Annotated in this window: 13 protein-coding genes and 1 other annotated feature; of the genes, 8 read left to right on the plus strand and 5 right to left on the minus strand. The window is 42.8% G+C overall.

Annotated elements, in window-relative coordinates:
- Nucleotides 1-175 precede the first annotated feature (175 nt).
- Entirely contained in the window at nt 176-1,870 is a 1,695-nt protein-coding gene (gene ezrA, locus ABE28_RS17240) for a septation ring formation regulator EzrA (protein ID WP_064466023.1), read from the minus strand.
- A 168-nt stretch (nt 1,871-2,038) separates the two neighbouring features.
- On the opposite strand from ezrA, the gene hisJ reads away from it, so the two are divergent.
- Complete coding sequence (gene hisJ, locus ABE28_RS17245; protein WP_064466024.1) at nt 2,039-2,842, plus strand: histidinol-phosphatase HisJ; 804 nt, start codon at nt 2,039-2,041, stop codon at nt 2,840-2,842.
- A 14-nt stretch (nt 2,843-2,856) separates the two neighbouring features.
- Here the strand turns inward: hisJ and refZ are convergent, their stop codons facing one another.
- Nucleotides 2,857-3,501, minus strand: a complete 645-nt coding sequence (gene refZ, locus ABE28_RS17250; protein WP_064466025.1) for a forespore capture DNA-binding protein RefZ — start codon at nt 3,499-3,501, stop codon at nt 2,857-2,859.
- Nucleotides 3,502-3,655: 154 nt separating this feature from the next.
- On the opposite strand from refZ, the gene ABE28_RS17255 reads away from it, so the two are divergent.
- Complete coding sequence (locus tag ABE28_RS17255) at nt 3,656-4,135, plus strand: GAF domain-containing protein (RefSeq protein ID WP_064466026.1); 480 nt, start codon at nt 3,656-3,658, stop codon at nt 4,133-4,135.
- A 36-nt stretch (nt 4,136-4,171) separates the two neighbouring features.
- Here the strand turns inward: ABE28_RS17255 and ABE28_RS17260 are convergent, their stop codons facing one another.
- On the minus strand, nt 4,172-6,049 hold the full coding sequence (locus ABE28_RS17260; RefSeq protein ID WP_064466149.1) for a sensor domain-containing diguanylate cyclase: 1,878 nt from the start codon (nt 6,047-6,049) through the stop codon (nt 4,172-4,174).
- A gap of 503 nt (nt 6,050-6,552) precedes the next feature.
- On the opposite strand from ABE28_RS17260, the gene rpsD reads away from it, so the two are divergent.
- Nucleotides 6,553-7,155: a 30S ribosomal protein S4 gene (gene rpsD / locus ABE28_RS17265; protein WP_057911405.1), complete on the plus strand. Its 603-nt coding sequence runs from the start codon at nt 6,553-6,555 to the stop codon at nt 7,153-7,155.
- A gap of 1,801 nt (nt 7,156-8,956) precedes the next feature.
- Nucleotides 8,957-9,721, plus strand: coding sequence for a hypothetical protein (locus ABE28_RS17280; RefSeq protein WP_064466029.1), 765 nt, complete (start codon nt 8,957-8,959; stop codon nt 9,719-9,721).
- A 689-nt stretch (nt 9,722-10,410) separates the two neighbouring features.
- Here the strand turns inward: ABE28_RS17280 and tyrS are convergent.
- Nucleotides 10,411-11,667: a tyrosine--tRNA ligase gene (gene tyrS / locus ABE28_RS17290; RefSeq protein WP_064466031.1), complete on the minus strand. Its 1,257-nt coding sequence runs from the start codon at nt 11,665-11,667 to the stop codon at nt 10,411-10,413.
- A 60-nt stretch (nt 11,668-11,727) separates the two neighbouring features.
- Nucleotides 11,728-11,944 (minus strand) — a binding site (T-box leader).
- A gap of 149 nt (nt 11,945-12,093) precedes the next feature.
- Here tyrS and ABE28_RS17295 point away from each other — a divergent pair.
- Nucleotides 12,094-15,129: a transglycosylase domain-containing protein gene (locus ABE28_RS17295; RefSeq protein WP_064466032.1), complete on the plus strand. Its 3,036-nt coding sequence runs from the start codon at nt 12,094-12,096 to the stop codon at nt 15,127-15,129.
- A 115-nt stretch (nt 15,130-15,244) separates the two neighbouring features.
- Here ABE28_RS17295 and acsA read toward each other — a convergent pair whose 3' ends face one another.
- On the minus strand, nt 15,245-16,963 hold the full coding sequence (acsA, locus tag ABE28_RS17300; protein WP_064466033.1) for an acetate--CoA ligase: 1,719 nt from the start codon (nt 16,961-16,963) through the stop codon (nt 15,245-15,247).
- A 333-nt stretch (nt 16,964-17,296) separates the two neighbouring features.
- Here acsA and ABE28_RS17305 point away from each other — a divergent pair, with 333 nt between their 5' ends.
- From ABE28_RS17305 to ABE28_RS17315, 3 genes are read left to right on the plus strand one after another with little or no spacing between them, the layout of a single operon-like run.
- The gene (locus ABE28_RS17305) at nt 17,297-17,929 is read left to right on the plus strand and encodes a GNAT family N-acetyltransferase (RefSeq protein ID WP_064466034.1); all 633 of its coding nucleotides are present in this window, start codon (nt 17,297-17,299) and stop codon (nt 17,927-17,929) included.
- 26 nt (nt 17,930-17,955) lie between these two features.
- Nucleotides 17,956-18,606, plus strand: a complete 651-nt coding sequence (locus ABE28_RS17310; protein WP_064466035.1) for an acetoin utilization AcuB family protein — start codon at nt 17,956-17,958, stop codon at nt 18,604-18,606.
- Entirely contained in the window at nt 18,599-19,780 is a 1,182-nt protein-coding gene (locus ABE28_RS17315; protein ID WP_064466036.1) for an acetoin utilization protein AcuC, read from the plus strand. The genes ABE28_RS17310 and ABE28_RS17315 overlap by 8 nt, the downstream gene beginning before the upstream one ends.
- Nucleotides 19,781-19,822 lie beyond the last annotated feature (42 nt).

Genomic DNA, 19,822 nt, shown 5'->3' on the forward strand with positions numbered 1-19,822 from the left:
ATTCTATTACAAATCGTAATGATTGTTGCTGTTGCAACTACTAATATTAACATAATTGAATTTGAAAGAGAATGTAAATCAATGGTCGTGTCTTGAAAGAACACGCAAATAAGTGGGTAATCGGCCTTAGCCACACCAATCGTGTCCCAAATCAAAAAACCCGCCATGGCGGGTTTCAAGATAGGACTTCTTCAATATTCGCCCCTATTTTCCGTAAGCTGCCCGGGTCGACCTTTTCGATCGCCGTGGCTGCCGTTTCCAATGCAGCTTGATATTCATAGCTGCGGAATTTCGCCTCTGCTTCCCTAAGGCTGTCCGCAACCGTATCATGACTGCTGCGGTAACGGTTTCCGAATTGTATTACCTTTTCGGCCAAATACATATGCTCGATCAATTCATGTGCCTTTTCGTAAACCTTATTCACCTGTTGGACCGCTTTTTCTAAAAAGATGTATACAGCCGCCATATCAAGAGGCTTTTCTTCGAGTTTATTTTGAACGTCCTCGATGCTCTCTTGGGCTTCCTGAAGCACGGTTTTGTACTCTTCAGGGAGCCCGGGAATATTGCTTTTGGAAATTAGACGGCCCGTATCGACCATCTTCCGCTTCAATCCCGCCAATGAATCCCTCGCGTCCATTTCATCTTTTCGCAAAGCCTGTAATGTAACGGTAAAGTCTTTCTGATTTTCCTGTAATTCTTGCAGCTGTGCTGAAAGCCCCTGCATCTCTTCACTGATCAAGGAGCTTGCCATCACATTATCCTCCATCTTCAAGACAAGCAACTGATGGCGTTTCGAAATTTGGGCAATCTGCTTTTCCATTTTCCGTTGTGCATCAAGCTCGTTTTCCGTCAGATGATAGGTGTGCTGCACATGTATCGTTTCGACTTTGAGCTTATCGCTCTCATATTCAAGGTCACTTATCGTTTTCCTGAGTACTTCATCATTTTTCAAGATATACTGTTTGGAGAGTACCTCTTTCTCCAACAGGTCATATAGGACATCGATGCTTTCATGCATATCTTTAATGCCTTTTTCGACCACTTCCGTTTCGGCATTTTCCAATTGCGTTTTATAAAGCTCCAGTTCCTCCTCAAGCCTTGATATCTCCTGCTGAAAATGGATATGGCTCAACAGGTATCCCTGTCCTGACATCTCCTCGTATCCATCCTTCAATTCATTGATTTGGGCATGCAGCTCGGATTGGCTGTCAACCAGTAATTTTGGAAGCATCTCCATTTTGACGGCCAGGACCGCCAGCTTGTCCTTTATGGATAGAACAAGCTCCCTCGCATTCAAGTAATTCCCGTTTTCCGTTTCTTCTTCATACTTTTGCAGAACCTGCAATACATCATCAAGGGAGCTTTCCAGCTTATCCGCCGCTTTCCCATAATTGTGTCTATGTGCAAGCAATGATTTCTTCAGTTGGCGGTAGGATTCTTTTATATCCTCGATTTCCAAGCGATTCTTCTCTTCACTGCCTACGAGTTCATTCAATTCATATAAGATTTTTTTGATCATTTCCTCGATTTCATTCAGCATGACGGTAATTTTGTGCTGTACCTCTTTCGACCGGCGGAACCGGTATTTATCGACAAACTCCTCTGCATCGAATAAAAGCTCTTCGACCTTCGGCATATGGTCCGTAATGATAGCGTCCCATTCGATACGCCAGTTTTCGAACATTTCCTCCGTTTCACCAGTCATGTTCAATTGTTTGACTTTAGAAAGCTCTTCCAGCACGGGGCGGTGCATGATGCTTATTTTCCAGGACTCCAGTCGATCGATTTCTTTAAAATATCTCTTTTTGAAAAAATAACCCCAAATGATGAAAACCAAAATTAATACGATTACCCCAAGTATGTACTCCATGCCAGGCCCCCTGTTCTAGTCCTTACAGTCTTGCTCTATTATATATCAATTTTTAAAATGTTAAATTTAATGCTTTTATGATACCATGTTAGCAATAATTTTTGATGAGAAAAATGATTTTTTTGTAGAAAATTGCTACAAATACCTGTTTTTTGGGAGGGAATGGCCATGAAAGCTGATAGTCACGTGCATTCTCCGTTTTGCCCTCACGGCTCTTCGGATACTTTCGATGAATATATCACGCGGGGAATCGAGCTCGGATTAAAGGAAATCACATTTACGGAACACGCACCCTTACCTCGGGAGTTCCAGGACCCGACACCAGAAAAGGACAGTGGCATGGACGCTGCCCTGCTCCCCGAATACTTTAAGGAGCTCGGCGCATTGAAAGAACGCTATAAGAACAAAATCTTGATCAAAACCGGGCTGGAAGTTGACTTTATAGAGGGCCATGAGAAAGCAACGAAGGAATTGCTCGATGAAATCGGGGAGTTCCTGGACGATAGCATCCTTTCCGTCCATTTCATCAAGATCCAAAATAATTGGCACTGCATGGATTTCAGTGCAGATGAGTTCGGTCAGATTGCTGAAAAAATAGGATCCGTCGAAGCTCTATATGCCAAATACTATGATACATTAGAAAAATCGATTGAAGCTGATCTAGGCCCATATAAGCCTATGCGGATCGGACATATCACCCTGGTCCATAAATTCCAGCGGCGCTATCCACCTGCACTGAATTTTGACGAGCGTGTTTACAGGGTGCTGGACATGATCAAGAAAGAAAAATACCATCTGGATTATAATGGCGCCGGGCTTGTAAAACCGCTTTGCGGCCAGCCGTATCCGCCAGAACGGTTTGCCAGACGTGCCATGGATCTCGGCATTCCGCTTGTTTATGGTTCCGATGCCCATCAGGCTAAAGATTTGGGACAAGGCTACCAAGCTCTCATTTCAGAGTTCAATGGATGACTAATATATCCACTTCAGGCCCTCCCCACTAACTGTGGTTCGAAGTCCTTTGCAATGAAAAGGGTATCCTGCAGAAAACGCCCGACCTCATTCGCATAAATATTCGTGTAATAGGCTTCCTGTGGAAACACATGAAGCACATCCATCGCATAATGGGTATGCAGGACAGGAGCCGTAAGCAGGCCCTTCAGCTGCAGCAAATACATCGGGATCGAGACCGAGTGGAAGCTCCTGTTCTTGATTCCTTGTTCCAAAATATATTGAAAATAAGACTTTTCCTTTGTAAAATAAGTCGAATGAATTTCCCGGTTTAAATTGGAATCGAGTGATGATTCCCCATATATGAACCGTGCAGCCAGGAAGTTTTCCCTCTGGAAGGAGAGAATGCCCTTCACTAGATTCAGTAAGCAGTGCTGCGGTCCTTTAAGATCGAGAAGGGTCATGTTCGTCTCAAGGACCAGGATATAGTCCTCTAAATAGGAAGTGAAACAGAATTCAAGCAGCCCCTGCTTATTTTTGAAATAGTAGGCAATATTTGCAGCATTCACTTTCGCTTTATTGGCAATATCCCGGATTGAAGTCGCATGGTAACCTTTCAGATGAAATAAATGCAATGCAGCTTCGACAATGGCTTGTTTCGTTGGCGTCTGGCGATTCATTCAGGCAATCCCTCGCTTTCTTTGAGACAAGTCTTGTGGACTATTTCTGCACGAATGAGGCTGAATCCTTTAGTAAGTTCTCGACAATTTACCAACAATCAAGCAATATGAGTTGAATGTGCTGTAAAAATATGAGGAAGACAGGTGAACGCTTTTGTTTAATGTCGAAATGTATCAAGGAAAAAAAGAAAAAAACTATGAACTGGTCCAAAAACAACTTTCAGCCTTATTGGAAGGTGAAACGAACCGGATAGCCAATTTAAGCAATGCAGCGGCTTTACTGAATCAGTTCCTTGATGAAATCAATTGGGTCGGCTTCTACTTATACGAAGAAGACCAATTGATATTGGGACCATTCCAGGGGCTTCCGGCCTGTGTCCGCATCCCCATGGGCAGAGGTGTCTGCGGGACTTCCGCGGCCACTGGAAAAACCTTGCGCATCGAGGATGTTCATCAATTCCCTGGACATATCGCCTGTGATGCTGCATCACGATCGGAAATTGTCATCCCACTCATGCAGGGAGGCCAGTTGATTGGTGTTCTTGATATCGACAGCCCGATCACGGACAGATTCGACGAAATCGATCAGCAGGGACTCGAGAAGTTCGCAGAGATCCTTACCACCCATATATGACATGAAAGGGAGCGGCTCACACAAGCTGCTCCTTTTTCATTGCAGGACTCCATGCACATGCACCCGGTCCTTGCCTGAATTCTTCGCGCTATATAAAGCCTCATCGGCCCTTTTGACGATCTCCTTCACACTATCCGATCGTCCTCTTCCCCAATGGGATACCCCTACCGAGATCGTCACACCTGGATTGGAAATATCCCTCACTTTATCCTTTAACCGTTCGGCAATTCGGATGCCTGCTTCCAAAGATGCACTCGGCAAGTATATGGCAAGCTCCTCCCCGCCCCATCTTGCGCCTATATCATGATCACCAATGTACTGCTTGAGAAGGTTCGCCACCTGGATCAGGATTTCATCGCCAACCTGATGACCGTATGTATCATTTATACTTTTGAAATTATCAATATCGATCATGATGAATGTTCCCCCTTCATCCTCTTCCATCGATTCAGACATTTTTTCATCGAGAAATCTTCTTGAATGGAGCTGTGTCAGATGATCGGTTATCACCATTTTTTCAAGCTCTTCCCGCAGCATCGAATTGGCCATCGCCATGCTGGAGTGATGGATGAGAGATTGCAGCAGTTTGAACATATCAAATGAAAAGAAATAGGCCTCCGTATGGAGAATGATGGCGAAGCCCTTGCCTTCATTGACTTCTATCATCGGTACGGCCATCAGGGAAAGATAACGTAGTTCTTCATCCGGACAATGGACCCTTAGATCGCCGATGAAAAGTGATTCCTTTTCGCACCCAAGTCTATCAATCAGGAATGAGACATACAGACCCGCCTCCTTTGAATCAAAAAAATCCGAGCTGCCTGTCAGGAAAGCTCCCCCTTCATCCATGTCCAGCATCATAAAGCCCACTTGTTCCGCATGAAAGGATTTGATGATCTGGCGTTTCATATATTCCATCGTCTCATCCAAGCGCAGGTTGGAATTCAAATGGTGGGATATCTCATTTATGAGCTGCAAATCCGTGACAAGCCGCTTCGATTGATGATAAAGCTGGGCATTCTCCAGGGCACTTCCGGCGGTATTCGCAAGCAACGATATAAACTTTATTTCCTGCTTTGGGAAAGTGAGTGTTTCAGGAGCAATGACCTGAAGCACCCCATAGACTCCCTGTTTTCCTTTTAATGGTGCATATAGAATGGATTGATTTTCAGATGGCTGATCTTCGAACTCCATATTGCCAGATACATAAGCCTGCAAAGCAGCCACATTATCACTATTATATTCAAGTTCCTTAATCGGCAGGTTTTCATGACCGTCATGATCATGCGAAAGCAACAAGAAATAATCGAAGCTCGGATACACCGTATGTAAGGTAGCGATGATTTCTTCCAACACAGCGTCCCTGCTCATGGAAGAATGGAACTTTTCCGTGACCTTGAAAAGTTGTTTATATCGCCTTTCATCGTCCGATATTTTCGAAATGGACAAGGCGGTTTTCAAGATGGTCGTGAATTCGTTAGAAAAAATGAAGCCTTCCTCCATCGTCAGGCTGGAAAAAACGCTGCCTTCCCGCTCTTTGAATGCCGTCACTCCAATCACCTTTCCATTATCCCAAAGAGGAATCATGACATGGAAATCGAGGACTCCCGCCTGCATACGGATCATTACTTCCCTATCACCAACTTGATTTCTCCATACCATTTCAATGTACTCCTGGATTGGTGCCTCCATGATATAGTCGTACATGCTTCCAGTCGAAGCTTCTTTATAAAATTGCTGTTTCCACTCGTCAAATTTATAGAAGGTAACCTCTTCCATCGCCAGCAATTCTTTTGTATCCAATAAAAAGGTCTCCAAAAATGTTTCGTAATGAAGTTCCCCCTGTCTATTTTCCATGTGTCGAAAGAAAAGCAGCCTTAATTGATTTAACAGCTGAGCTGTATTATTCTTCATCTTCATCATCCCTATATTACAGCCTATTTTTTTCAGAGAACCTGAGATTTCATCATATCCGAAAGGTGAATTGATGCAAAGCAGCCGGAAGCGGACGTTACTTATAACATATAATAAGGGCTCCGCATGATACGGGAAAATCACCCATGAATTCATGTTTTATACTCATCATTTCATTATAACGCCCACAATGACAAATCCCCCTTAATAATAGTGTTTAATATTTTAAGCCTTTCCATCTTCTTCGGATGACCTCCCCGTTTCTTTAATTAATCGGCGATACCCTTGACTCATTGAGCAGAATATTATACAATACTCCTTGTGTAAAATATTGCAGCCTATGTGACAGCTTTTATGTTCTCATTTTGTTCCTCCATACAGAGGTGTATCTCGTAACTCTCTGCTGCTAGGGCGAAGGTACATGAAAACAAAATGGTCATGATCGTCCATTCACACGGTTTTTATTTTACCAAAATAAAAACATTTAAAGGAGGAGTCATCCTATGGCTCGTTATACTGGCCCAAGCTGGAAACTATCCCGTCGTTTAGGAATTTCCCTAACAGGTACTGGTAAAGAATTAGAAAAACGCCCTTACGCTCCAGGACAACACGGTCCTAACCAACGTAGAAAAATTTCCGAATACGGAATGCAACTACAAGAGAAACAAAAACTTCGTCACATGTACGGAATCACTGAACGTCAATTCCGTTCAATGTTCGACCGCGCTGGCAAACTAAAAGGTGTTCATGGTGAAAACTTCATGGTTCTTCTTGAATCACGTCTTGACAACCTAGTTTACCGTCTTGGTTTAGCTCGTACACGTCGTCAAGCACGTCAACTTGTTAACCACGGTCACATCATTGTAGACGGACGTCGCGTAGACATCCCTTCTTACAAAGTGTCCCTTGGACAAACAATCGCAGTTCGTGAAAAATCACGTAACTTCTCAATCATCAAAGAATCAGTTGAAGCAACTAACTTCGTACCTGATTTCCTTACTTTCGATGCTGAGAAATTAGAAGGTACATTCACTCGTTTACCAGAACGTTCTGAATTGCCTGCTGAAATTAACGAAGCTCTTATCGTTGAGTTCTACTCTCGTTAATACTTTGTTAACAGCCATTTTAAAACCCGTGGAAACATTGATTTCAATGTTTTCACGGGTTTTTTCTTTTGCTCCTGATCTGTGGAACTTACCTTCTCTTGAAACGGGAGGACGTTTTTTTGATGACGGATAAGTTTAGGAAAAGTAAAAGTGAGTATTTCCGTTAAGTCCACTGAAATTAAATTGAATATAAATCAAAAAAAGTCCACTTATTAACACAATCGTCGATACAAACACTTTAAATTTTTTCTAAGCATTTCCTCTTTTGTTTCTTTTGAAAAATACTTTGAATATTACTACAATAAGAACAAATAGAGCGAAAAGCCAAGTCAACACTACGTTACTTAAGTCGAAAATGTAATTAAGTAACAATACGGAGATTATATAGGTGAAAATAATCATGCTAAACAATTTATTCATTTATATCTCTACCTTTCGCCTTATTTTATGTATAATATTATCAAAATAGACAAATAAGCCGTAGGATAATTTGTTATCAATTTACCCAAAACCCTTATGAATGTTTTTAACTTTAGATGAGGCTACACCCCCTAAACGATCTTCGGATCCAATTCTTTAATTTCCTTGTACTTTTCCAGGGTGCCCTTACCTTTAATTGTTCTAACTCACTCAACTCCTTCGTTCCTAGGAAAATCGTTTGCCTGCTTGTTGCGAAAACCGGTATACGATTATCGAGCTTATTTCATCAATCGCTTCCCACTTTATTTCTTCTGCGTAACACACTCCTATGCCCATAGAGAAACACCCTCTTAAGAATCATATTGGATGGATATGAATCAGGGTGTTTTTTCCTTGTCTCATTTAATTTGTTCTCTCCACACGAGAAGGGCTTTTTGCTTATGCAGCCAAAATATGAAGTAACTTATTCTGTTTTTATGTACAAAAATCGGTCTACCTTATATATAGAAATTATTCTTCTTTATAAAAATTTCAGTATATCAAGCCCATTGCAGTACCTAACCAATTATAATCAAATCACTTATTGGCATTCAAAGGAAAATTCATTTGTAAAACTATTGTGTATTTCTAAGATAACTTTCCCATTATTTTTATAACATTGACTTGTAGCCGACTTCATTTGCTTGCTATTAAAATAACTTGAAGAAATAATTAGAATGGAGGATAGAAATAGTACTGTTGTAAGAATTATTGAAATGGATTTAACAAGTTTATTTTGTAGCATTTTTAGAATCTCCTTTTTGTAATTATTTGTATATTTTAATGAAAGCTCCGAAATTGAAGAATGGAGTAAACATAATCATGAATAAGTGCGCATTCTCTTATTTTAATTGATTGTGACAAACTAACATTTTTAGGTATTATATGATATTTTAGCATCATTAGGTTATATATAAAAAGGAGGGCCATCTATGAAAAAAATAGTTAGTATAGTAACACTTATAGTCTTATACTCGTTTGTTTTATTAACGCATAATGATACCTTAGAATACGATTCTATATTTTATTTATCAAGTTCCTTATTCATATTCTCTTTAATTTTTATATTTTTCTTAAAAACTAAAGAAAAGATAAATATATTTATTTTAATTGCATTCTTAAATGTTTCAGCAATTTATTTAACAGTAAATTTTCTTATAGGCATAATTCTTTTTTTAGCTTTCATTATGATTTTATGTTTTTCTATATATTCTTATTTAAATAAATAGTACCATAAAAATCGAAAATTATATAAATTTTCTGAATATTAATTCCCGTTTTACCTATTTTATGGTAGGTTAATATATGTACATGTACATATATTAAGAAAGGTATGAAGGCGATGAATTTTAAAAAAGGTACTGTAGTTTTTATGAGTTTTATATTATTACTTGGTACAATTTTAATCTCCCTACCAAGTAAAACATCAGCAACTTCTGAAATACCTGTAGGAGATGAATCTTTAACAATTATTAAAGAAACAGATAAGAAGTTCGAATATATATTATCAATTGATGGCAACAAAATTCGTTATATTGAGATCACAGAACTTCTGGAAGATGGATCTATAGTTATCCATACGAAATCTTATAATGAGGAGACAAATGATTTATTACAAGATTTTGAAACAATTATTAAAGATGAAAAAATAACAGATCAAGAAATTTATAAAAATGAAGAAATGCCCGAACCCAACATTGAGAATAATTTTCAAAGTATTATGCCTTTTGCTTCTACCTCAAGTAATAAATCGTTAGTTTCTGTATTAAACATAAGCTATAAAAAGAACTACTCTACAAAAAAAGGAACTGCAACTTATGCGAAATCAGGAACTAAGACAGCTAAACTAAGTTCTAAAACATTTGATACTCATGCAAGGGGGGTTGATTCTATAAGAGGTGTAGAAAATGGAACTTTAGCTGGGTGGTTAATCGCTGCTTTCACAGGTGGTGGTTTAACTGCAGGAAAAATAATTTCTTTACAAACCCTTAAAACTGTCATTAAAAATGTTGCAGGGCCTGTGGCTGTTGTAGCTAATGCTTGGGCATTGGGACAATGGCTGTATCACTACAATACAATTTCTTACAACTTCTCTAAAATTAAATAACCTTTTATTAAAAAAAGCATTAGGTTTTACATTTTATCCTAGTGCTTTTTTTAGAATTCCGAACTATTTAACAAAAAAACAGCAAAAAAAACTATTCTTTAATTTTGATTAAAAAGTTAAAAATTGCTCAAAATGAACTTTGCCTGCCTGTTTTTTATAGTAGTGTTATCCACCGTTTTCTTATTAGCCTTTTGAATTCTAAAAGTGCTAATCCAGTCTCTTTTAAGAAGATATAACCAAAAGTTAAAAACTCCAATATTTTGAGCCGATAAAAGCAATGCTTTGTCTACCGCCCTTTAAAAACCTCACAGTTCCCCCTTTATTTTAAAATTGCTCTGTATAATACGATTAAATGAACCAAAGAGAGGTAAGATTATGAAATTATTGACCGGCACGATAGCATTGTCCGTTTCCTTTATCCTATTTATTTATCTGTATGGTTTACAAGCTGATTCTTCTATTAAATACAATGCAACTTTTTATACGTTTCCCGCACTCCTATTTTTTATAGCGTTATTTTGTTTTGTATCATTGATGGTGAAAAATAACAAAGACTGACCAACTCCGATTGTCCATTCATTATCATGTTTTTTCTAGCCCTTCAATCAAATACTCTCACAAATCATTGGTTTTTTGTTTTGTTCTTACACAGCAAAGCCCGGCTGTCACTCAGCCGGGCTTCACTACACTCATTTCACTAATGTATATTTCTTCTTGCCGCGGCGAACGAGGATGAACTCTCCCTCGATCTTGGCCGCTTCCGTCACTACATACTGCAGATCGGTCACTTTCTCACCATTGATGGAAATGGCTCCGTTTTGGATATCTTCACGGGCTTGACGCTTCGATGGGGAGATTTTCGCTTCGACGATCAACTCGACCAACCCGATATCTTCCTTGCTTTCACGTACAAAGCTAGGGACATCCTTAAAGCCCAATTTGATTTCCGCTGCAGTTAAATTCTTCACTTCTCCGCTAAATAGCGCGGCAGAGATTTTGATGGCTTGATCTAGAGCTTCCTGACCATGAATCAAACGGGTCATTTCTTCACCTAACGCTTTTTGCGCTTTGCGTAAATGTGGTTCGGACTGTACGGATTGCTCTAGCTCTTCAATCGCTTCACGAGATAGGAATGTGAAGAATTTCAAGTATTTGACCACATCGGCATCCGCAGTATTGATCCAGAATTGGTAAAACTCGTACGGAGTGGTCTTCTCCGGATCAAGCCAGATTGCGCCGCCTTCCGTTTTACCGAATTTCGTACCGTCCGCCTTCGTTACGAGCGGGATCGTCATGCCGTATGCTTTCGCTTCTTCATCATTGGATTTGCGGATCATTTCCAGGCCTGTCGTGATATTGCCCCATTGATCACTGCCGCCTATTTGCAATTTACAATCGTGATTGCTGTATAAATGATTGAAATCGATTCCTTGTAAAATCGTGTACGCAAATTCGGTAAAGGAAATTCCCGTCTCCAAGCGGGAGGCGACCGTATCTTTTGCCAGCATGTAGTTAATGCCGATGTATTTACCGTAATCACGCAAGAACGTAACCATATCGATTTTACCGATCCAGTCATAGTTATTGACCATGACCGCACCATTTTCACCGTCGAATGAAAAGATGTGGGATAGCTGTCCCTTTAAACAGTCTGCATTGTGAAGCACCTTTTCCAGCGTTTGCAGCTGGCGCTCCTCTTTTTTACCGCTTGGATCACCGATTAATCCAGTTGCACCGCCCACAAGCACGATGGGACGATGGCCGTGCTGCTGGAAACGGCGCATCGTCAAGAATGGCAGCAAATGTCCAATGTGCATACTATCGGCAGTCGGATCGACACCGCAGTATAATGAAATTTTCTCTTTTTCCAAAAGGTCCTTAAACCCCTCTTGATCGGTTTGTTGATAAATAATCCCTCTCCATTCGAGGTCATTAAGCAATCCCATGTAATATTCCTCCTTCATCTTAAAAAAACTAAAGAACACAAAAACGTCCCTTCATAAATATGAAGGGACGAATGAATTCGCGGTACCACCCAACTTGAGGACAACATGAGTCCTCCGCTCGAGACGAATAACGGTCGTCAACCGTTCACCGCTACTACTCATTTCACGGTAAATGCTCCAGGATGTAATTCATCATACCATTTGTACCGATTTGCACTAACCACCGGCTCTCTATAACAGGGATAGTCTGACTACTGGGTCCTATCATCGCGATCTTTCCATCATTTAATTGTTGGTATTAACTTTTTATCATACATAAGTTTGCTTGTCAACATTCCCCTTACAGATTCTAGAAAAATAAGAAAGATGTCCTTTCGCCTACTTGTTATATGCTATAATATATGTGATTTCAGGGGGTATGATACGATGAATAATAATCTAAAAGATAGATTACGAACGGCATGGCAGCAGCTGACCCGTTTTTTCGGAAATGAAAAGACACAAAAAAACGCGCGAGTAACCTACCAGGTCATTTGGAATTTAACGCTGATCCTCTTTATTGTCGGGATTCTAGGATTCTCATTCGCCGGCGGCGTTGGAGCCGGCTATTTCGCTGCCCTCGTCAAAGATGAGCCGGTACGCTCTAAAGAAGATCTAAAAAAAGACATCTACAATTATGAAGAGACCTCTGAAGTATACTTTGCCAATGATGTATACTTGGGCAAGCTCAAGAGCGATCTCGAGCGTGAGGAAGTATCAATAGACAAAGTTTCCAAGCATCTTCAGAATGCCGTCATTGCGACAGAAGATGAGTATTTTTATGAACATGACGGAGTTGTCCCTAAGGCCATCCTCCGTGCCGTTTACCAAGAATTCTCCAATGCATCCGTCCAATCGGGAGGAAGCACATTGACACAGCAGCTCATTAAAAACCAAGTGCTGACAAACGAAGTCTCGTTTGATCGGAAGGCCAAGGAAATCCTGCTCGCACTCAGGGTGGAGAAGTTCTTTGAAAAGAAAGAAATCCTGGAAACCTACCTAAACGTCTCCACTTTAGGGAGAAATTCTTCGGGTCGGAACATTGCCGGTGTCGAGTCGGCTGCTGAAGGAATATTTGGTGTGGAGGCGAAAGACCTGAGCCTGCCCCAATCCGCGTTCATCGCTGGATTGCCGCAAAGCCCATTTGGCTATACACCCTATACGCAGCAAGGTAAATTGAAAGAAAATCAACAACCCGGCATCAACCGGATGAAAACCGTTTTAAAACGGATGTATAGTAACGGATACATAACGAAGGATGAGTATGATAAAGCAACAGCATACGACATAACCAAAGACTTTATCGGTAAATCGGAGCTGCCATCGGAGAAGTATCCATGGCTCACCTATGAAATTGAAAAACGCTCGATCGAAATCCTTTCTGTCAATCTGGCAAAAGAAGATGGATATGAAGAAAAGGACTTAGAGGATGATGATTTAAAAGCGCAATATGTAGCACTTGCCGATCGTAAGCTTCGACAAAATGGCTATAAGATTTATACGACCGTCAACAAAAAGATTTATGACAGGATGCAGGAAGTAACGAAAAACTATCCGAACTTCGGATATGATAAACCGACGCAAATCGTCGATGCCGATACGAAGGAAACGAAAACCGTGAGCCAGCCCGTTGAGGCAGGAGCGATTCTTATCGAGAATAAAACGGGGAAAATCATCAGTTTCGTAGGCGGCCGCGATTTCAAGCGGGCACAGACGAACCACGCCACCAAATCATTGCGCTCAAACGGTTCAACGATGAAGCCATTGCTTGTATATGGACCAGGCATCGAACTGGGCAAGATCTCGCCTGGCAGCGTATCGGCGAACGTGCCGATTTCCATTGGAAATTGGAGTCCAGGAAACTATGGCGGCGGGAGCTATACGGGCGTATCGACTGCCCGCGAGGCCCTGAAGAAGTCCTACAATATCCCGGCAGCGATCTTTTACAAAAAGATAATCAACCTGAGACCTGCTTCATATTTGGAGAAAATGGGCTTCTCCACCGTGACGAAAGGCGATTACTACAACCTATCCATGTCATTGGGTGCCATGGACAGAGGTGTAACCGTTGAAGAAAACGTCAATGCGTTTGGCACATTTGCCAATTCAGGAGAATTCATCGATGCTTATATGATCGATAAAATCGTTTCGAAAGATGGCAAAGTCATCTATCAGCATAAAGTGAAACCAGTGGATGTTTTCTCTCCGCAAGCCGCTTACCTGACGCTTGATATGATGCGCGATGTCGTAAACAGCGGGACGGCGGCTTCGGTCAGGAACCGCTTGGCCTTCTCAAGCGATTGGGCCGGTAAAACCGGAACTTCACAAAACTATTGGGATGCCTGGTTCGTAGCCACCAACCCGAATGTATCGTTCGGGACATGGATCGGTTATGACAAGCCGAAATCCTTGCAGGGCACCTATAACGGACTGGAATACAATAAACGGAATATGTACTATTGGGCGGATTTGATCAACGCGGCCTACAAGGTCGAACCGAAACTCATCGATCCCGATAAACGATTCCAAATGCCTGGCGGAATCGTCAGCCGTTCCTTCTGCGGCGCGTCCGGACTGCTGCCTTCAAGCTCTTGCCAAAAGGCCGGACTTGTCAAGTCGGATTTATTCATCGCCAAGTACGCACCGTCCAAGGCAGATAATAGTTTCATAGATGGACAATATGTTTCCGTCGGCAGCAAGCGCTACGCCGCCCTTCCGCAAACACCTGGCGAATTCACGAGCGGCGGGTTCATGCTTAACCCAGATTCGTTTGCAGATATCGGGTTGCAATATGTACTTGACCCTGGCGCCATCACTCCTGGTGGCGAAAAAGCGGGGGAAGTCGTTGCGACGAAAGCAAAATTGAATGATAACGGCAAAGCGCCCGATCCCCTTTCCATAACCATGAGTAACGATAGCATTACGTGGGGGCTGCATCCTGAAGGGGATGTCGTCGGCTATCGTGTCTATAAGGATGGCAAAAAAGTGGCGAGCATCAATGCTGGGGCTGAGCTTGCTTACAAAGTCGGCTCAGGCGGCTCTTATTACGTAACGGCCGTTGACATAGTCGGAAAAGAATCAGCTCCATCCCAGCATGTCGAAAGCGGTGCTAAAAAGACAAGCTCCAAAGAGGATTCGACCAGCAATAAAGAAGATCGCACAAAAGATAAAATCGTAAACGATGATAAAAAGTCCGGATCAAAAGAAGAGAACCACCCTTCTGATTCGGACAAAGACAAAGATAAAGATACTAATAAGCAGCAAGATCAAGAAAAAAATAAAGATCCAAATAGAGATCCAAACCAGGATCAAGACAAAGATAAAAATGATGCAAATAAAGAGGATACCGGGGCAGATAAGAGTAAAGACCCGGTCAATGATAAAGATAAAGAAGCTAATAAAGCGGGAGAAGAGGGAGAATGATACGCTTCCTTGCCGAAAAACAGGCTGGCAGGATATAATCCGCCAGCCTGTTTTTCCTATCGACACGACAAAAAAAGCATCCATGCGCTGAACATGGATGCCTTTTTTTTTGAAATCAATCTTCCATCGATGATAGATCGCCAGTTGGCAAATCAAGCTCCCATGCTTTTAAGACACGGCGCATGATTTTACCGCTTCTCGTTTTAGGAAGCTTGTCCCTGAATTCGATTTCGCGCGGCGCAGCGTGCGCTGCAAGACCGTGCTTAACAAATTGGCGGATCTCCTCAATCAAGGCATCGTTTGCATCGTATCCGTCACGCAGGGCGATAAACGCTTTGATGATCTCCCCACGAACTGGATCCGGCTTGCCGATGACCCCCGCTTCAGCTACGGCGGGATGCTCGACAAGCTTGCTTTCCACCTCGAATGGCCCCACTCGTTCCCCTGCCGTCATGATGACATCATCAACCCGGCCTTGGAACCAGAAATACCCCTCTTCATCCATATAAGCGGAATCACCGGAAACATACCATTCACCAGGCATGAAGTAAGATTCGTATTTCGCTTGATTATTCCAGACCGTCTTCATCATGGATGGCCAGCCTTTCTTAATGGCCAGGTTCCCCATGCGGTGCGGCGGAAGTTCATTGCCTTGATCATCCACTATCGCAGCTTTCACACCAGGTATCGGTTTTCCCATCGAGCCCGGCCTGATTTCCAGGCAAGGATAATTGCAGATCACCTGAGCGCCCGTCTCCGTCATCCACCATGTATCATGGATGCGATGATTGAAAACCTTCATTCCCCAGCGCACCACCTCCGGATTCAACGGCTCGCCGACACTCAGGACATGGCGGAGGGAGCTCAAATCGAATTCCTTAACGATTTCGTCACCTGCCCCCATCAGCATCCTGAAGGCAGTCGGTGCACTGTACCAAACCGTGACACCAAAGTCCTGCAAGGTTTTGTACCAGGATTCAGGCTTGAATCGCCCTCCTACAATGACATTCGAGGTTCCTGTAAGCCATGGTCCGAAAATGCCGTAGGACGTCCCTGTCACCCATCCTGGGTCGGCTGTGCACCAATACACGTCTTCCTCCTGGAGATCCAGGACCCACTTGGCCGTTTGGTAATGCTGGATCATCGCATTATGAACGTGAAGCACGCCTTTAGGTTTTCCAGTGGAGCCGGATGTATAGTGCAGGATCAATCCGTCATTACGATCCACCCATTCAATGTCGAATTTGGTGTCGGCCTCTTTTAATTTTTTATTGAAGTGATGATAATTCCCCTCTTCTTTTATATTTTCGCCAACTAGGAAAATATGCTTCAAATGGGGCAATTCATCAACCGGAACCCGCGGCAAAAGTTCCGGGGTCGTAACGATCACAGTCGCTTCGCTATCTTCGAGACGGTCCCTGATCGCTCCTTCCATGAAGGCCTCGAACAACGGTCCGACCACCGCTCCCGTTTTGATGGCACCCAACAAGGCAAAGTAAAGCTCCGGCGAGCGCGGCATGAAGATGAAAACACGATCTCCTTTTTCGACAGAGGCAATGTTCCTGAACACATTGGCCGCTTGATTCGTATAATCCTTCATTTCCTTGAATGTATATTTTTCCTTTCTTTTATCATCTTTATAATAAAGGGCTATTTTGTTCTTTCTGTATGTTTCGGCATGGCGGTCAATGGCTTCATATGCCAGATTCACCTTACCTGTTTCGGACCAGGAAAATTCCTTTTCAGTCTCTGACCAGTCAAACCCCCTGTATGCTTCATCGTAATTCTTCAGATTGAAATTACCTTCCACCACTGGCAACGCTTTCACATTCATACGACAAACTCCCCCTTTTTTCGGCTCTATATTCCCATTATAGTATAAAGGGGTAATTATCTCAATTTTTAAAATACTCACCCCTTCCATAATAGGGAAATCCGCCCTTGTTGATGCTTGAATGGGCGGCACTATAAAGTTATCCCGAAGACAGGTATAATGATGCTAATAAAGAAAGGTGCTGTAACAAAAGATTCATAATCGCCTTGAACTTTCTGAATTAAGCTATGTATAATTTAATGTACACTTCCATTTGCTCGGTTCTCAAGCATTGCACCTTATACTTCGTTAGCGAAGAGTATAAGAGTACTATTTTACAAGGATGGTGAAAGAATGGAATATAACAAGACCTTTTATGCCAAGGAACTGCAGACATTGAGCGGAACCCTCATCATCGAGGGACCATTGAATGGGGAACGAATGTCGGCTTATGAGTTTCATGAAGACTTGGTCGCCTTTCGCCCGCCTGCCTTGCAGCATAAAGCGTTAATTGAGATTGCAGACTTGCCTGAGGGCAGAATCTTCATCGCACGTGAACAGGAAACCATCGTGGGTTATGTAACCTATTTATATCCGGATCCACTGGAACGGTGGTCGGAAATCGAGATGAAGGAACTGATTGAGCTAGGGGCGATCGAGGTCATCCCTAAATACCGGGGTGCCTCCGTCGGAAAGAATTTGATCCGCCTTTCGATGGAAGACGATTCCGTGGAGGACTTCATCATCATCACCACTGAATACTATTGGCACTGGGACTTAAAAGGAACGGGGCTTAATATTTGGGAGTACCGCAAGATCATGGAAAAAATGATGAGCGCAGGCGGCCTGGTCTACTTTGCAACGGATGACCCGGAAATCAGTTCACACCCGGCGAACTGCCTGATGGCGCGCATCGGCAAGAGGGTGACGCAAGAATCCATCCAGAAATTCGACCAGCTGCGTTTCATGAATCGATTTATGTATTAAAGAGGTGAAATGGAGGAGGAAGGAAAATGATCGTTGAAAAAATAATGAATGAGGACATAATCACCCTCACTCCAGCGGATACGATCCATAGCGCTGTCGTGATCATCAAGGAGAAACGAATTCGCCATATTCCCATCGTCGATGAAAGCTTTCAGCTTGTGGGATTAGTCAGTGACCGTGATATACGAGATGCTGCGCCATCAATTTTCAACACCGCAGAATATAAAACTGGTTTACAAAAACCTCTATCAAGCATCATGAAAACCGATTTAATCACAGGGCACCCGCTCGATTTCGTGGAAGAAATCGGGGCTGTATTTTGTGATAACAACATCAGCTGCCTCCCAATCGTCAAAGAAAGGAAATTGGTGGGCATCATAACCGGTTCCGACCTGCTTCAATCATTCGTTGAATTGACGGGTGTCAACCAGCCTGGCTCCCAAATCGAAATCAAAATCCCGAATAAGGCAGGGACCCTTCACGATATTGCCCATATTTTCAAACGGCGCAACTCCAATATCCTGAGTACCCTTGTTTATCCGGAAAAAGATGCTACCGATTATAAGATTCTGGTCATCCGTGTCCAGACGATGAATCCATTTATGGTGGTGGAGGATTTGAGAAAAGAAGGCTATACCGTCCTATGGCCAAGTTTACCGGGGACTTCCCATGAGTGATACTTCCCTTTTCGTCTTTTCGGAGGAACTTCTTGCCTACAAATTCAATGATGAGCATCCATTCAACCAAAGGCGGCTTACGCTCACGCTTGATTTGTTGAAAAAACACCATGCCATTCGTGATGATCAAATAATCAAACCAAGAATGGCCACCGATGAAGAATTGGAACTGATTCATGATCGCCACTATGTAAACGCTGTCAGGTTGGCCGGTGAGGGAAAGCTGTCCACGGAAAAAGCCGTGAATTACGGGCTGGGGACAGAGGATACCCCCATATTCCCTAAAATGCATGAAGCGAGCGCCTTGCTTGTAGGGGGCACTTTGACGGCGGTGGATGCCGTCATGACCGGACAGTCTCTGCACGCCCTGAATCTTGGCGGGGGCCTGCATCATGGCTTTCGTGGCAAAGCCTCGGGGTTTTGCATTTATAACGATAGTTCGGTCGCCATCAAATACTTACAGAAAAAATATGGGGCACGTGTTTTGTATGTCGATACGGATGCCCACCACGGCGACGGGGTCCAATGGTCATTTTACGATGATCCGGATGTATGCACCCTTTCCATCCATGAAACGGGACGCTACTTATTTCCCGGCACGGGCACCATAAACGAAAGGGGCCAAGGAAAAGGCTACGGCTTCTCTTTCAACATCCCTGTGGATGCGTTCACCGAGGATGACTCCTGGATCGATTGCTATGAAGCAGCCTTTCGGGAGGTCATTGAGTATTTCAAACCGGATGTCATCTTAACGCAAAATGGAGCCGACTCCCATTATTACGATCCACTCACCCATTTATCTGCGACGATGAAGATTTACCGTGAGATACCAAGGCTTGCCCATGAATTGGCCCATCAGTATTGCCATGGCCGCTGGATTGCCGTAGGGGGCGGAGGCTATGATATATGGCGTGTCGTTCCAAGGGCCTGGTCTAGAGTATGGCTTGAAATGACCGACAACGATCTATCAGGTCCCCTTTCAAAAGAATGGATCGCTAGCTGGCAGCCTGAGTCCCCCGTACCACTTCCGCAAGAATGGGATGACATGGAGGATATGTACGAGCCCATTCCAAGGAAGCCTGAAATTACCGAAAAGAATGCCTTAACGCTGGAAAAGGCACTCTACCCTATCCGGTCTTCCAGGAAAACATCTGCAAGCAATGAACATAGCTAACAAAAGGGGTTGGGAATTTAAACATTCCCAACCCCTTTTGAA

Origin of the sequence: Peribacillus muralis, from assembly GCF_001645685.2 — a bacterium.
Taxonomy (GTDB): Bacteria; Bacillota; Bacilli; order Bacillales; family DSM-1321; genus Peribacillus; species Peribacillus muralis_A.

Coding starts and splice junctions, on each gene's coding strand:
- ABE28_RS17310 (WP_064466035.1), top strand. CDS start 17,956: ATGATCGTTGAAAAAATAATGAATGAGGACATAATCACCCTCACTCCA.
- tyrS (WP_064466031.1), bottom strand. CDS start 11,667: ATGGGATTGCTTAATGACCTCGAATGGAGAGGGATTATTTATCAACAA.
- refZ (WP_064466025.1), bottom strand. CDS start 3,501: ATGAATCGCCAGACGCCAACGAAACAAGCCATTGTCGAAGCTGCATTG.
- ezrA (WP_064466023.1), bottom strand. CDS start 1,870: ATGGAGTACATACTTGGGGTAATCGTATTAATTTTGGTTTTCATCATT.
- ABE28_RS17295 (WP_064466032.1), top strand. CDS start 12,094: ATGAATAATAATCTAAAAGATAGATTACGAACGGCATGGCAGCAGCTG.
- ABE28_RS17280 (WP_064466029.1), top strand. CDS start 8,957: ATGAATTTTAAAAAAGGTACTGTAGTTTTTATGAGTTTTATATTATTA.
- ABE28_RS17305 (WP_064466034.1), top strand. CDS start 17,297: ATGGAATATAACAAGACCTTTTATGCCAAGGAACTGCAGACATTGAGC.
- ABE28_RS17260 (WP_064466149.1), bottom strand. CDS start 6,049: ATGAAGAATAATACAGCTCAGCTGTTAAATCAATTAAGGCTGCTTTTC.
- hisJ (WP_064466024.1), top strand. CDS start 2,039: ATGAAAGCTGATAGTCACGTGCATTCTCCGTTTTGCCCTCACGGCTCT.
- ABE28_RS17315 (WP_064466036.1), top strand. CDS start 18,599: ATGAGTGATACTTCCCTTTTCGTCTTTTCGGAGGAACTTCTTGCCTAC.
- rpsD (WP_057911405.1), top strand. CDS start 6,553: ATGGCTCGTTATACTGGCCCAAGCTGGAAACTATCCCGTCGTTTAGGA.
- acsA (WP_064466033.1), bottom strand. CDS start 16,963: ATGAATGTGAAAGCGTTGCCAGTGGTGGAAGGTAATTTCAATCTGAAG.